This is a genomic window from Aequorivita echinoideorum, from assembly GCF_018476645.1.
In the GTDB taxonomy this organism is placed as follows: Bacteria; Bacteroidota; Bacteroidia; order Flavobacteriales; family Flavobacteriaceae; genus Aequorivita; species Aequorivita echinoideorum.
In genome coordinates, this window is sequence record NZ_JAHCTB010000003.1 from 116254 (window position 1) to 129655 (window position 13402).

The 13402-nt window shown below is 38.3% G+C and carries 13 protein-coding genes, 1 other RNA gene and 1 pseudogene; 8 read left to right on the forward strand and 7 right to left on the reverse strand.

Going from position 1 to position 13402, the window contains the following annotated elements:
- Window positions 1-41 precede the first annotated feature (41 nt).
- Complete coding sequence (locus KIV10_RS07360) at window positions 42-1403, reverse strand: NAD-dependent succinate-semialdehyde dehydrogenase (protein ID WP_214112873.1); 1362 nt, start codon at window positions 1401-1403, stop codon at window positions 42-44.
- 200 nt (window positions 1404-1603) lie between these two features.
- Here KIV10_RS07360 and gcvT point away from each other — a divergent pair, with 200 nt between their 5' ends.
- From gcvT to KIV10_RS07385, 5 genes are all read left to right on the forward strand, one after another.
- Complete coding sequence (gene gcvT / locus KIV10_RS07365) at window positions 1604-2686, forward strand: glycine cleavage system aminomethyltransferase GcvT (protein WP_214112874.1); 1083 nt, start codon at window positions 1604-1606, stop codon at window positions 2684-2686.
- A complete protein-coding gene (locus tag KIV10_RS07370; protein ID WP_214112875.1) occupies window positions 2686-3600 on the forward strand; it encodes a glutaminase in 915 nt (304 codons plus the stop codon). The genes gcvT and KIV10_RS07370 overlap by 1 nt, the downstream gene beginning before the upstream one ends.
- Before the next feature lie 20 nt (window positions 3601-3620).
- Complete coding sequence (locus KIV10_RS07375) at window positions 3621-4478, forward strand: sugar nucleotide-binding protein (protein ID WP_214112876.1); 858 nt, start codon at window positions 3621-3623, stop codon at window positions 4476-4478.
- A gap of 37 nt (window positions 4479-4515) precedes the next feature.
- The gene (locus tag KIV10_RS07380; RefSeq protein WP_214112877.1) at window positions 4516-4797 is read left to right on the forward strand and encodes a 4a-hydroxytetrahydrobiopterin dehydratase; all 282 of its coding nucleotides are present in this window, start codon (window positions 4516-4518) and stop codon (window positions 4795-4797) included.
- Between the two features lie 169 nt (window positions 4798-4966).
- The gene (locus KIV10_RS07385; RefSeq protein WP_214112878.1) at window positions 4967-5689 is read left to right on the forward strand and encodes a YebC/PmpR family DNA-binding transcriptional regulator; all 723 of its coding nucleotides are present in this window, start codon (window positions 4967-4969) and stop codon (window positions 5687-5689) included.
- 71 nt (window positions 5690-5760) lie between these two features.
- Here the strand turns inward: KIV10_RS07385 and KIV10_RS07390 are convergent, their stop codons facing one another.
- From KIV10_RS07390 to KIV10_RS07405, 5 genes and pseudogenes are all read right to left on the reverse strand, one after another.
- Window positions 5761-6789 (reverse strand): hypothetical protein, encoded by a 1029-nt coding sequence (locus tag KIV10_RS07390; RefSeq protein WP_214112879.1) that lies wholly within the window; start codon window positions 6787-6789, stop codon window positions 5761-5763.
- A 155-nt stretch (window positions 6790-6944) separates the two neighbouring features.
- Window positions 6945-7481 (reverse strand): 1-acyl-sn-glycerol-3-phosphate acyltransferase, encoded by a 537-nt coding sequence (locus KIV10_RS07395; protein WP_214112880.1) that lies wholly within the window; start codon window positions 7479-7481, stop codon window positions 6945-6947.
- A 17-nt stretch (window positions 7482-7498) separates the two neighbouring features.
- On the reverse strand, window positions 7499-8611 hold the full coding sequence (locus KIV10_RS13920; RefSeq protein ID WP_317194714.1) for an iron-containing alcohol dehydrogenase family protein: 1113 nt from the start codon (window positions 8609-8611) through the stop codon (window positions 7499-7501).
- A pseudogene (kdsB, locus tag KIV10_RS13925) lies at window positions 8609-9313 on the reverse strand (3-deoxy-manno-octulosonate cytidylyltransferase); the annotation flags it as partial. The pseudogene kdsB and the gene KIV10_RS13920, both read right to left, overlap by 3 nt.
- Window positions 9314-9462: 149 nt before the next feature.
- Window positions 9463-10887, reverse strand: coding sequence for an ATP-dependent DNA helicase (locus KIV10_RS07405; protein WP_214112881.1), 1425 nt, complete (start codon window positions 10885-10887; stop codon window positions 9463-9465).
- A 128-nt stretch (window positions 10888-11015) separates the two neighbouring features.
- Between KIV10_RS07405 and KIV10_RS07410 the strand changes: the two genes are divergently transcribed.
- Genes KIV10_RS07410 through KIV10_RS07420 form a run of 3 tightly spaced genes read left to right on the forward strand, consistent with a single transcriptional unit; the run spans window position 11016 to window position 13014 of the window.
- Window positions 11016-11678: a hypothetical protein gene (locus tag KIV10_RS07410; RefSeq protein WP_214112882.1), complete on the forward strand. Its 663-nt coding sequence runs from the start codon at window positions 11016-11018 to the stop codon at window positions 11676-11678.
- Window positions 11679-11721: 43 nt separating this feature from the next.
- Window positions 11722-12477 carry a DUF3822 family protein gene (locus KIV10_RS07415; protein WP_246516233.1) on the forward strand — a complete coding sequence of 252 codons (756 nt, stop codon included), beginning with the start codon at window positions 11722-11724 and terminating at the stop codon, window positions 12475-12477.
- Complete coding sequence (locus KIV10_RS07420; protein WP_214112883.1) at window positions 12478-13014, forward strand: RsmD family RNA methyltransferase; 537 nt, start codon at window positions 12478-12480, stop codon at window positions 13012-13014. It abuts the gene before it with no gap.
- Window positions 13015-13048: 34 nt separating this feature from the next.
- Here KIV10_RS07420 and rnpB read toward each other — a convergent pair.
- An RNA gene (rnpB, locus tag KIV10_RS07425) (RNase P RNA component class A) lies at window positions 13049-13396 on the reverse strand.
- Window positions 13397-13402 lie beyond the last annotated feature (6 nt).

The following is a 13402-nucleotide window of genomic DNA, read 5'->3' on the forward strand; positions in this document are numbered from 1 at the left end:
ATGGATTTAATATAAAACTAAAGAAGATGAATTTTCTTCACTTATTTATTGATAAAAATGGTTTTTCTATTCAAAAATTCATGAATGCCGTGTTCGCTAAGCTCGCGGCCGTACCCACTTTCCTTAATACCACCAAAAGGCAATCTGGGGTCGCTTTTAACCAATTCATTTATAAAAACAGCACCCTCGTCAAACTGGAACGAGAGTTTTTCAGCCTCTTCAATATTTTTTGTGAAGATAGAAACCCCCAATCCAAATTTAGACATATTTGAAAGCTCAACAGCCTCTTCCGCAGTTTTGAATGTTGTAACGGAAAGCGCTGGGCCAAAGGTTTCTTCCGTAAAAACGGGCATGTTTTTGGTGACGTTTGTTAATACGGTAGGTTCAAAATAAGCACCTTGGCGCTTGCCTCCTATTACAATCTTTGCGCCTGCTTTTACGGATGCGTTTACTTGTTTTTCCAGATCCTCCGCCAAGTCCTCTCGTGCCAGCGTACCCACGTACGTTTCTTCATCGGCGGGGTCGCCACTTTTCAATTCACGAACTTTCACAACAAGTTTTTCTACAAATTCTTCTTCAATGGAAACATCGATAAGCAGACGTTTTCCAGCGATACAACTCTGTCCAGTATTTTGAAATCGTGCCTGCACACAAGTCTCAATGGTTTTTTCCATATCGCAATCCTTCAAGACCACCAGAGCATTGCTTCCGCCCAATTCAAGTACCGATTTTTTAATATTTTTCCCGGCAATGGAAGCTACGGAAGAACCCGCAGGCCCACTACCGGTGAGCGTTACGGCTTTAATTTTGTCATTCTTTATAATATCTTCAATGGCATCGCTGCCCACCAATAAGGTTGAAAAGCAGTTATCGGGGAATCCTGCTCGTTTAAAAACTTTTTCAATATTGAGCGCACTCCCAAAAACATTTGAGGCATGCTTTAGTACTCCTATATTTCCAGCCATCAACGCGGGTGCGGCAAAACGAAACACCTGCCAGAACGGATAATTCCAGGGCATAATGGCAAGTACCACTCCCATAGGCTCGTAACGCACGTAACTTTTATGTGCATCCGTTTTTATGATTTCGTCCTGCATTTGGTTTTGTGCGTTTTCAGCATAATATTCACAAACCCAGGCACATTTTTCAATTTCTGCAATGGACTGTGAAATTGGTTTTCCCATTTCAGCGGTCATTGTTTCCGCATATTCCTGCTTATTTTTTTTCAATTCAGCTGCTGCGGCTAGCATCAATTTTTTCCTTTCTGAAAAGGATGTTTCCCGCCAACTATAAAAGCGTTTGTCTGCTTTATCTATTATTTCTGAAACTTCGGCTTTTGTGTGGTTTTTATAACGCTCGATTTCTTTACCGGTGTAGGGATTTTTTGAGGTGGTTGTGCTCATTGTTTTTCTTTTAAAAGTATTGAAAACATTAGGGAAATGTAAAGCGATTAAGATGATTTTAACGCCCGATTTATTTAAAATAATCGCTGCAAACCTTCGTTACCTTTAGTGGATTGTAATACATTTGCCACAGGCGAAAAATAGGAAATTGCATGCGCCATGAAAATAAAAATGAACTATAGATCAAACCAGAATAAATGATGAAAAATACTGCACTTACACACATACACGAACAATTGGGTGCCAAAATGGTGCCTTTTGCGGGCTATAACATGCCAGTTTCCTATGAGGGCGTAAATGCCGAGCACGAGACCGTTCGCAAAGGCGTTGGGGTATTTGACGTTTCGCATATGGGCGAATTTTTAATTACAGGCCCAAATGCACTGGATTTGATTCAAAAAGTAACCAGCAACGATGCATCAAAACTTGTGGATGGACAGGCACAATACAGTTGTTTGCCGAATGACACAGGCGGAATTGTTGATGATTTGATCGTTTACAGGCTGGAAGCAGAAAAATGGCTGCTCGTGGTGAATGCCTCAAATATTGAAAAAGATTGGAACTGGATAAGTGGTTTAAACACAATGAATGCTGAAATGCGCAACCTTTCCGAAGATTATTCATTGCTGGCAATCCAAGGGCCAAAAGCTATTGAAGCGATGCAATCGTTAACTTCTGTAGACTTAAGCACCATAAAATTTTACACCTTTAAAGTGGCTGACTTTGCCGAAATTGAGCACGTTATTATAAGCGCAACGGGCTATACCGGAAGTGGCGGTTTCGAAATTTATTGCAAAAACAGCGAGGTAGAACAAATTTGGAATAAAGTAATGGAAGCTGGAAAGGATTTTGGGATAAAACCCATTGGTCTTGCCGCCCGTGATACTTTACGACTCGAAATGGGCTTCTGCCTCTACGGAAATGATATTGACGATAAAACTTCGCCACTGGAAGCTGGTTTGGGCTGGATTACAAAATTCACGAAGGATTTCACCAATTCCGAAAATTTGAAGAAGCAAAAGGAAAATGGCGTGATGGGAAAATTGGTCGGTTTTGAAATGAACGAACGTGCCATTCCGCGCCACGATTACGATATTGAAGATAAGAATGGAAATATTATCGGCAAGGTTACCAGCGGGACTATGTCGCCGTCCTTAAATAAAGGTATTGGTTTGGGTTACGTAAATACTGAAAACAGCGCCATTGGGAGTGAGATTTTTGTGAAAATAAGAAACAAATCTATGCCTGCTACCATTGTAAAACCACCATTTTATAAAGGATAATGCAGGATTATCAAACCATTTTAGAGGAAATTTACCAATCACTTAAAAACTGTGAAAACACAGGTCAGGTAGCCAGTTATATTCCAGAATTGGCAAATGCTGACAAGAACAAACTGGGTTTACATTTGCAGTTGATAACCGGTGAAAATTTTGGGGTGGGTAACTCCTCCGAAAAGTTTTCGATACAAAGTATTTCCAAAGTATTCTCACTTGCGTTGGCATTTCAGCATATTGGGAATGACCTTTTGGAACGTGTGGACGTGGAACCTTCCGGAAACCCCTTTAATCACCTTTCGCTACTGGAGCAAGAGGATGGAATTCCCAGAAATCCATTGATAAATTCAGGTGCTATCGTGGTTGCAGACGTTTTGCTTTCGAACTTACAAAACCCAAAACAGGATTTTTTGGAATTTGTACGCGAGCTCGCGCACGATGATACTATAGAATTCAATGAGAAAATTGCGGAATCTGAACGGAAAACAGGGTTCAACAATTATGCTGCCGCCAATCTTTTGAAGGCCTACGGCAATTTAAACAACAAGGTGGAAGATGTTTTGGATTTCTATTTCCATCAATGTTCCATAATGATGGATTGCAAGCAGTTGACCGATGCTTTTTTCGTCTTCGCAAACAAAGGCTGTTGCAGGAAAAACAAACAACATCTTACTGATAGCCAAGTAAAAAGGGTAAATGCCATTATGCTTACCTGTGGTTTTTATGACGAAGCCGGAGAGTTTGCCTTTGAAGTAGGGCTACCGGGAAAAAGTGGCGTTGGCGGTGGAATTGTGGCGCTTTTGCCTAACGAATTTATCATTGCGACTTGGGCCCCAGCGCTCAATCCCAAAGGAAATTCATATCTGGGAATGCAAGCCTTGGAACAATTTACCACCAAAACAAAACTTTCCATATTTTAAGAAAAGAACGAAGGATTTTAATGAAGTTGAAGCAAGACAAGCAGCGTATTTTAATTTTGGGAGGCAGTGGTTTTATTGGCAATGCGCTGTACAAAGAGCTTCTCTCCTATTTTGAGGTGTATTGTACCTACTGCCATCAGCACGGTGCGTTTTCTGAAAATCAGGTGTTTTTTCGTTATTGCGCAGAAGAAGATTCGCTTTTTTTATTGCTGAATGAAATTCAGCCTACTATTATAATTTCCGCATTTCACGGAAGCAATCAAGCACTATTTGAAGCTCACGAGGAAATTGTGAATTATGCAATGCTTCATTTTAATTGTACGGTTCTATATATTTCTTCTTCCGAAGTATTTGACGGCAAGTTTCAGCATCCGGCATTCGAGGATGATGCGCCACTTTCAGCGTCTGCATCTGGAAAATTGAAGATTTCAATTGAAAAATTATTATTGGAACAAATCCCAGCACAAACAGCCATTTTAAGGCTTCCGTTTGTTTTGGGTATTAATTCGCCAGAGATTGTACATTTACGGCAATGTATCAGGCACGCGGCAACTTTTGATGTGTACCCAAACTTGGTAATAAGTGCAACCACAATAAATAAAGTGTCGCAACAAATCCATTTTATTGTCAATAAAGGTTCGACGGGAATTTTTCATTTGGCCAGTAATGATATGATTCATCATGAAGACCTCTTCATGGAAATCACTTCAAAAATGGGAGATAAAATGCCTATCTTTAAAAGCATTTACAGAAGAAATGAAGATGATTATCAAGCAATTCTTCCGAAGAAAAATAAGCTGCCCGATACTCATCAAATTACTGTTTCACAGGTTATTGAAGAATGTAGTTTGAAGGAAGAGATTATATCGATAAAATAAATAGAACTATTCATTTCACAATAAAATCAAAGAAATTATGAAAGCGTTATCAGAAAAAGAAATCAATGAAAAATTAAAGAATTTTGAAGGTTGGGATTATCACGATGGTGCACTGCACACTGTTTTTGAATTTGAAAATTTCAAGGAAGCTTTTTCAGCAATGACGCGCATTGCTTTTGAAGCGGAAAGAATGGAGCATCATCCAGAGTGGAGCAATGTATATAATTCATTGGAAATTTATCTTTCCACTCACGATGCCGATGGGGTTACCGAGAAGGATTTTGAGTTGGCGGAAATCATAGATTCATTGGTTGGATAAATCACAAAATATTTAAATTTAATTAGTTATGTATTGTAATCTAATCATTTAATTCAAATGTTTCTAAGTGGTAAGATTTAATAAAATGATTATTACGAAGCGATTGGGATTTTTTATATTTGATCAGATTTTTCAGAGAATAATTAAAATTTTATAACATAAAATAGATATGGGAAGAGCTTTTGAATTTAGGAAAGCAAGAAAAATGAAGCGTTGGTCCGCAATGTCCAAAGCATTTACCCGCATAGGAAAGGATATTGTAATGGCGGTAAAAGAGGGCGGCCCGGATCCCGATGCCAATTCAAGACTTCGTGCGGTAATACAAAATGCGAAGGCAGTAAATATGCCGAAGGATAATGTGGAACGCGCCATCAAACGTGCCAGCGATAAAAGCCTGGGTGAATATAAAGAGGTGCTTTTTGAAGGCTACGCGCCCCACGGTATCGCTATTTTAATTGAAACCGCGACCGATAATAATACGCGAACAGTGGCCAACATACGTTCCTATTTCAATAAGTGTGATGGTAGTTTGGGAACTTCCGGTTCAGTTTCATTTATGTTTGACCACACGTGTAATTTTAGAATCAATCCGGAAGGGCTCGATATCGAGGAACTTGAGCTTGAGCTGATAGATCACGGAGTAGATGAAATCTTTGAGGATGAAGATGGAATAATGATTTACGCACCATTTGAAAGCTTTGGCGCAATTCAATCCTATTTGGAAGAAAACAAAATTGAAATTTTATCTTCTGGGTTCGAACAAATCCCTCAGGTCACCAAAAAATTGACTGAAGAACAAGCGGCTGATGTAGAAAAATTACTTGAGAAAATAGAGGAAGATGATGATGTACAAAATGTATATCATACTATGGAAGAAACCTCAGAAGAATGATTGTTGCAAAATTCATATAAAAAAAGCCATCTTTATTAGATGGCTTTTCTTTTTTTTTCAATTATTGTTTATTAACGGTCTTCAAAATATACAGATGATGCACCTTCAAATGGGGTGCTGAGTGAAGGTCTAAGATTTCCTCCAGCTTCCACATTGGTGAAGAATAAAATTTTACCACCTTCATTTGCGCGTTCTGCTACCATTATTGTGTTTCTACCGTTGTCGTATGCTACTGAAACAGGATTCCCCAACTCGGTAAGGTTTCCTGATACACGCACTTGGTTTCCGGCAACAGCCAGTGTTCCGCCATTTTCTACGCTATTGAATTTTGAAACAAAGTTTGAGATGAAGTGTAAGCCACCATCTGTACTTATATCTGCATCACCAATATCTGTTAAAATTACAAAACCATCATCTTCAGCAATACCGTGGGTTCTAGCTATCCCTTCAATAGTAATTCTTTTATCTGGAACTGCAGTTACATCTGTAGTGTAAGTGGTAAGGAAATTTCTTAAAACTGCCACATCTGAAGTTTTGTCAACTACAGTATATAGATCGTTACCGATAAATTCAATTCCCCATACTGCATAATCTACGGTCACCGTATTTCTCAAAGTATAGCCTTCGTTATTTCTTGAGAATACAAAAAATCGACCTTCGCCAGTATCAGGGTTTCCATCTAAATCTGTGTTATCGGCAACTACATATAGGTCGTTGTTTCTATCGATATCGCGTGGACTATCCAATACCGAACTGCTGGATAAAAATGGTGAAATTTCACCACTCTGTAAATTATCGATGTTTGAATAGGTATTAATAACACCCTGTGAACGTGACACTACGAATAATTCATTATCATCATCATCAAAATAAACACCTTCATTATCGTTTGAACTTGTACTAAAAGTACGTGTTGCTATTCCATTCGGTGTAAAATCGAAAGAAATAACATTGTCGTTAAGATTGCTGGTTGCAAATAAATTGGCATTGATTACAGTTGGGATGGGTCCATCATCTGTTCCAGAGTTATCATCATCATTACTACAAGCAACCCCAAGCGTCAAAGCAACGAGCGGGAATACAAATTTTAATTTTTTCATTTTTATGTGTGTTTGTTTGTTAATTTGCTGCATAGTTAATAAGAAGTCTGAAATTGAAAAAACACGTCGCGTCAAACTTAACTAAAATTTAACATTAAGTATTGAATATCAAATAGTTATGAAGATTTTTCAATTAGCTATTAACAAAAATCCAACTAAGAATATTCCGGATTTTTTCCAATTATTCCCTTGTAGTAAGACCGAAGTCTTTTCGTATCCTTATCAATATCTCCGGATGGATAGAATGGTTTGTTTATTATTACTTTTTTGTGCGGATAATCGAAAGCAACGCAAATAATAGGAACATTTGCAGCTAAAGCAATGTAATAATAACCCGTTTTCCAGTTTAAAACTTTTTTTCGCGTTCCCTCGGGAGCCATTGCGAGTCTATATTCATTTTTGGATTTGAAAAGTTGGGCGATGGCTTCAACTTTGCGTTGACCCGGTGTTCTATCCAAAGGCGCACCACCCATCCATTTAAAATACCAACCAAATGGCCAGGAAAATAGTTCTTTTTTTGCGATGTAATTTATTTGGGTTTTGGAAATTCTTCTCGCGAAGGCCCCAATGTAGAAGTCGTGCCAACTTGTATGCGGGACTACTATCACAACAGCTTTTTTAACTGATGGATCAAAAGATCCTTCGATCTTCCAGCCCATTATTTTATTAAATATGAATTTTGTAATTCCCATATTTGGTATTTACAGAATTACATCTTCCTATATAGTTTTTTTAATTTTGAAGGCGTTATTATAGATTGCCAATCTGCGCCCAGTGCGTTTTCCCATAAAGGAACCATACCCATTGCTATATGAACCATCATTTCCAATTGTTCTTCTGAAATATTTTCGCAAACTCCTTTCGGAATTTCCACATCATTTTTTAGTGCCATTTCTTTAAAAATTGCAACGTATTTGGGATAAAATTCATCCAAATATTGAAAAACGATACAATTACCTACCCCGTGCTTTGTTCCTAATACATATGAAAGACCGTAACTCATAGCGTGGCAAACACCAACCTGAGAATACGCAATGCTCATGCCGCCGTGCCACGAGGCCATCATCAATTTTGCCCGGGATTCTTCTTCCGAAAGTGTATTTCCCAAAAAGATTTCCAAACAAAGATCGTATGCCTTTTCACCGTAACTCTGGCTAAAAGCATTCAAAAAAGTACCATTTAGCGATTCAACACAATGAATAAAACAATCCATACCCGTATAAAACCATTGGTTTTTTGGCACACCCTGCGCTAAATCTGGATCCAAAATAACTTGATCAAATGGCGTGTAATCACTATTTATGCCCAATTTGCGCGTAGGGCCCGTTAAAACCGTTGTTCGTGAAACTTCAGCGCCTGTACCTGAAATTGTGGGAATTCCCACGTGGTAGATTGCTTTGTTTTTAACAATATCCCAACCTTGGTAATCTGCCGCGCTTCCCTCATTAGCCAGCATTATGGAAACAGCTTTCGCTAAATCCATAACCGTACCACCACCAATTCCAATAATGCCAGAGGGACTGTTTTTGAATTCTGCTTTAATATTTTTTACCAATTCATCAACTTGTGAGGTTTTTGGCTCTTCAGCTGCAGATATAAAAATCAATTTATCGTTGAAACGAAGACTTATTCTATTTATAAGTGAAGTATTTCCTTCGAAAACATCATCTACCAAATATATAAATGGCGCATTCTCCTTTTTATGTTCGGCCAAAATATCCAATAATTGGTTGAACGATCCTTGACCGAATACCACTTTTGGTACCATCGGAAAATTCCTAAATTTATTATTGACCGTTTTTGGTGAATTTTCCGCCAGCATTTTATTTGCTTTTACAAGATCTTCTGGAGTGTCTATTTCTACACCGGCAATATTTGAAATTGCCATCTTTATATTTTTTCCGTATTCCAAATACCGGATGCACTCTATTTTTTCAACCGCTTCCAACGAACGCATTGGCAATCTATAAAAATCCATAATCGCCTGTTTTCTAAATGCATAAATACCTTTGTGCTTATAATATTTTACATCCACATTTTTATCACGCGGATATGGTATGGGCGAACGGGAAAAATAGAGGGCAAAATTATCTTTATCTGTTAAAACCTTTACGCAATTGGGATCGCTGATTTCCTGCCAATCCGTGATTTCGGTCATAAGGGAGGCCAAATCGATTTTTTCGGCATCGGTTTCGTTAAAAACGGACAATACTTTTTCAAGTCCTTCACGGCTGGTAAATGGCTCATCTCCTTGAACATTAACAACAATATCCACATCCATATGTTCAACCGCTTCTGCTATTCGGTCACTGCCGCAATCGTGCTCCTTTTGGCTCATAATTGCCTTTCCGCCGTGCTTTTCAATTTCACTGAAAATAATATCGCTATCCGTTACCACATAAACTTCATCAAAAAGTTCCGTTGCTTTTGCGGCTTCATATGTTCTAACGATTACGGGCTTACCGCCCAAATCTTTCATTAATTTACCAGGAAATCTGGACGCGGCGTAACGCGCCGGAATCATTGCTATTATTTTCAAAAGAGATATTTTTTAATTTGGAAACCAAAAATAAGAAGTTTGCGCACTTTATACTTTTTTTTCCAAGGTTTTCTAAAATTGGTGGCAAATAGCCGTTTCAATATAAATGATGGGAAATTTTGTGAATGGTGGCGTTAGGCTTCAAAAAAATCTTCTTTGAAACCAATGAGATATAACTTTTCCCGTGCCCGTGTAATCGCAGTGTAAAGCCAGCGAAGATACTCTTTATCAACACCGTTCGGCAAATAGGGCTGCTCTACAAAAACCGTGTTCCACTGTCCTCCCTGCGATTTATGGCACGTGATGGCGTAGCTGAATTTCACCTGTAACGCATTGAAATATCTATTGTTTTTAACCGCTAAAAACTTTTTGTATTTGGATTTTTCGGAAGCGTAATCTTTCATCACTTCAACATATAAACTATTTGATTCTTCATAAGTGAGCGAAGGACTTTCGGAAGTAAGCGTGTCCAAAAGCAATGTTGTTTCCAAAGGCTTCATCTTTGGGTAATCTACCATTCGCAGTTTCACATCGGCAAAACGAAAACCGTAGAGTTCTTTAAAAGCGAAAATTTCCATCACTTCAACAATATCGCCATTGGCAATAAAACCTGCTTCACTGCTGCTATCCAGCCAAAAATAATTGTTTTTCACCACCATTAAATAATCTCCGGCGGCCAATTCAGATTCTTGGAATAAAATGCGTTGCCGAATGCTTTGGTTGTAAAGATTTGCCCTTTTATTTGAGCGTACAATAATTACGGAATCCTCGTTGCCAAGTTGGGCATAACTGTCATTTATAGCATCCATTATTTCCTGTCCGTCCGTAGGTCTCACCACTTCTGGAAACTTAAGCGCAGAAAATTTGAAGGTCTCAAAAAAACCATCGTCAATAGTTTCCCTTATTTTAGTGGCATTTACAAGAATACCGCTGTCCTTTTGCTGTCTTACAACTTCATCCAATTCAATTTTACTTATTTGCCGACTGTATTGATTTTCCAAAATTGAAGCATCCAAAGCTGGGCTTATATCCAAACGAACCGGTGGCAACTGCGCGGAATCGCCAATGAGCAAAAGTTTGCAATTGTCTCCGCTGTATACATATTGCATTAAATCATCCAGCAGCGAACCGTTTTCAAATAATTTTGAATCCTGATTTACGTCGGGTATCATAGATGCTTCATCCACAATAAATAAGGTATTTCTATGCTTATTGGTTTGAAGTGTAAAGGAAATTCCCCCGCCGCTCTCCCCTTTTGGAAAATATATTTTTTTATGAATAGTATAAGCTTGCCGGTTTGAATAATTACTGATCACTTTTGCCGCGCGGCCTGTTGGAGCTAATAAAACTGAAGTTTGCTTGATTTTTGAAAGGTTTTTTACCAAAGTTCCAATAATGGTAGTTTTTCCCGTACCAGCGTAACCTTTCAATAAAAAAAGACCGTTTTCCTGGGAATCTAGCACGAATTTTGCGAGCAATTGAAGCGCAATATCTTGCTTGGCAGTAGTTGTGTAGGGAAAATCATTTTTTAAAACACTGTAAAATTCAGAAACGTTCATAGTTCTCGGCTCTCTGTAAGGGTTTAAAGATAGCCATGATTTTTTCGGAATATGACTTTAACGATTAAAAAAAAATTGTAGATTTGCGATAGACCTTTTAGTAATTCAACACTTAAACTTTAGTAATAATGAAATTAGTAATTCAGATTGTTCTTTGGATTGTGATCATCTTTTTGGGATGGAAACTGTATAGCTCCGTAAATGGACCTGTAAAGTTCAATGAAATCAAAGAAGCGCGCTACGCCAAAGTAATCAAAAATTTAAAGGATATTCAAGCAGCACAACTTGCGCACAAAGAAATTACTGGAAAATTTACTGGAAGTTTTGATAGTCTTGTCCGCTTCATAGACACTGCACAATTTGCTGTTATTCAAAGACGGGATACAAGTTATGCTGATGTCGCAAAAAATAAAGCCTTCGGAATTGATGAAGGATATTACATTGAGTCCACCCTCATTGATACTTTAGGATTTACCCCTGTTAAAGATTCCCTTTACGCAGGAACAGACCGTTATAAAAATATGATGAATGTCCCAATCGAAGGGGTTGATGCAAAGGTTGAGCTTCGCGCCGGGAAAATTTCCAAGAGTGATGCAACCTATTCTGTTTTTGAAGCGCGCGTAGCCAAAAATGACATCTTGAATGATTTGGATAAAGATCTTTTAAAGCAAGAAAACCAAGTACAATCCGTGGACGGAGTGAATGGTGCCTATATTAAAGTAGGATCTATGGACGATGTAAACACCGCTGGAAACTGGCCAAAAATTTACGACTCTGTTAAAGACAAATAACATAGACAATTCCATAAATAAAAGACTGTCCGTTCAAGTTTCATTGATCGGACTTTCTTTTTTGGTCACAAATTTAGAAAGCGACGAAACACTTTTTTTTATTGAAAAATCGCTTCCCCACAGCACCACACCCGAAGAACTGCTAATAGAAATTGAAAATACACTTTCAGAAAATACTATTTTTGATGGGCCTTTTTCTGAAATTTCAATTGTTTATGCCACTTCCAATTATAGTTTGGTTCCCCAAACACTTTTTGATGAATCCAAATCCAGCGAATATTTAAAGTTTAATTCAAAGATTCTCGCCAATGATTACATTGCGCATGACAGACTGGAGACTTTGGGAGTTGTAGTCGTTTATGTACCCTTCATAAATATCAACAATTACTTCTTTGAGCGCTACGGTTCATTCAGTTATTTTCATTCCACTACAATTTTGCTGAACACCTTATTAGCAAAAGAAAATCAATCAGATTCGCCAACCGTCCATTTACACTTTCTAAAGAATAGTTTTGACTGTATCATAATTAAAGATGGCGCGCTTCAATTGTGCAATACTTTCCAATTCAAGACTCCAGAGGATTTTATATATTATACTTTGTTCTGCTTTGAACAATTAAAATTGAATCCGGATACCGTTCCCGTTACGCTTTATGGCGATATTGATGAAAACAACAACCTGTATAAAATTGCATATACCTATATACGAAATGTGCAATTCGCTGATTTTCAACAGCACACCAAATTTATTGATGCCGCAATGCCACACAACCATTTTATCTTAAAAAACACCTTGTAAATGCGAATAATCTCCGGCACACATAAAGGTAGAAGACTTACGGCCCCAAAAAATCTCCCGGTAAGACCCACTACTGATTTTGCCAAAGAAGCCCTTTTCAATATTCTTAGAGTTCGTTATTTTTTTGAAGAGCTCTCGGTTCTGGATCTATTCAGCGGGACGGGGAATATCAGCTTTGAATTTGCTTCGCGCGGCGTGCCAACGATCACGGCTGTTGATGAAAATTATGCCTGCATTCAGTTTATAAATAAAATTTCTGATGAATTTGATTTTCCAATAATTCCCATCAAATCAGAAGTATCGAAATATCTTGAAACTATCTCCGGTCAGTTTGACATTATTTTCGCGGATCCGCCATACGAATTTAATGTCTCTCAATTGGAGTCAATAAAAAATGTGATTTTCGAAAAAAAACTTTTAAAGGAAGAAGGAATATTGGTAATTGAACATTCCAAAATGAACGATCTTTCAAATTTGGAAAATTTTTCCGAAGCCAGAAAATATGGCGGAAATATGTTCAGCTTTTTTTCAGAATAAATAACATCTTCTCAAGAAAATCCCTTTCACGAAGAAAAAAAGCAGGCCTGTAAGCCGGGTTCTGTTACCAAAATTAATTTGACACCTTATCATTTATCTAGGCTTATTGTTGCCAAAAAGCTCAATCTGCCTACCCTCCTGCATCGGGCGGGTACCCTTTCCCATCCCGATAGCTATCGGGACACGGGGCGCAGGTTTACGTGGCATTTCACCGCATAGAGTTTACCTGGTTTCACTACAGCATTACCTGTACATCCTTTCTGTTGCACTTGTCCTATCCCGAAGCGGGTTCGGGACGACGGCCGTTAGCCGCTATGCTTCCCTTTGGTGCCCGGACTTTCCTCCCCCGAATAATTTCGGCAGCGATAAGGCGGCCTGCTGCGCAAAA

What these genes read in the sequence shown, in the direction of transcription:
- KIV10_RS07405 (WP_214112881.1), bottom strand. Translation starts at nt 10,887, where the DNA reads ATGAACGTTTCTGAATTTTACAGTGTTTTAAAAAATGATTTTCCCTAC.
- KIV10_RS07375 (WP_214112876.1), top strand. Translation starts at nt 3,621, where the DNA reads ATGAAGTTGAAGCAAGACAAGCAGCGTATTTTAATTTTGGGAGGCAGT.
- KIV10_RS07370 (WP_214112875.1), top strand. Translation starts at nt 2,686, where the DNA reads ATGCAGGATTATCAAACCATTTTAGAGGAAATTTACCAATCACTTAAA.
- KIV10_RS07360 (WP_214112873.1), bottom strand. Translation starts at nt 1,403, where the DNA reads ATGAGCACAACCACCTCAAAAAATCCCTACACCGGTAAAGAAATCGAG.
- KIV10_RS07385 (WP_214112878.1), top strand. Translation starts at nt 4,967, where the DNA reads ATGGGAAGAGCTTTTGAATTTAGGAAAGCAAGAAAAATGAAGCGTTGG.
- KIV10_RS13920 (WP_317194714.1), bottom strand. Translation starts at nt 8,611, where the DNA reads ATGCTGGCGGAAAATTCACCAAAAACGGTCAATAATAAATTTAGGAAT.
- gcvT (WP_214112874.1), top strand. Translation starts at nt 1,604, where the DNA reads ATGAAAAATACTGCACTTACACACATACACGAACAATTGGGTGCCAAA.
- KIV10_RS07420 (WP_214112883.1), top strand. Translation starts at nt 12,478, where the DNA reads ATGCGAATAATCTCCGGCACACATAAAGGTAGAAGACTTACGGCCCCA.
- KIV10_RS07390 (WP_214112879.1), bottom strand. Translation starts at nt 6,789, where the DNA reads ATGAAAAAATTAAAATTTGTATTCCCGCTCGTTGCTTTGACGCTTGGG.
- KIV10_RS07395 (WP_214112880.1), bottom strand. Translation starts at nt 7,481, where the DNA reads ATGGGAATTACAAAATTCATATTTAATAAAATAATGGGCTGGAAGATC.
- KIV10_RS07410 (WP_214112882.1), top strand. Translation starts at nt 11,016, where the DNA reads ATGAAATTAGTAATTCAGATTGTTCTTTGGATTGTGATCATCTTTTTG.
- KIV10_RS07380 (WP_214112877.1), top strand. Translation starts at nt 4,516, where the DNA reads ATGAAAGCGTTATCAGAAAAAGAAATCAATGAAAAATTAAAGAATTTT.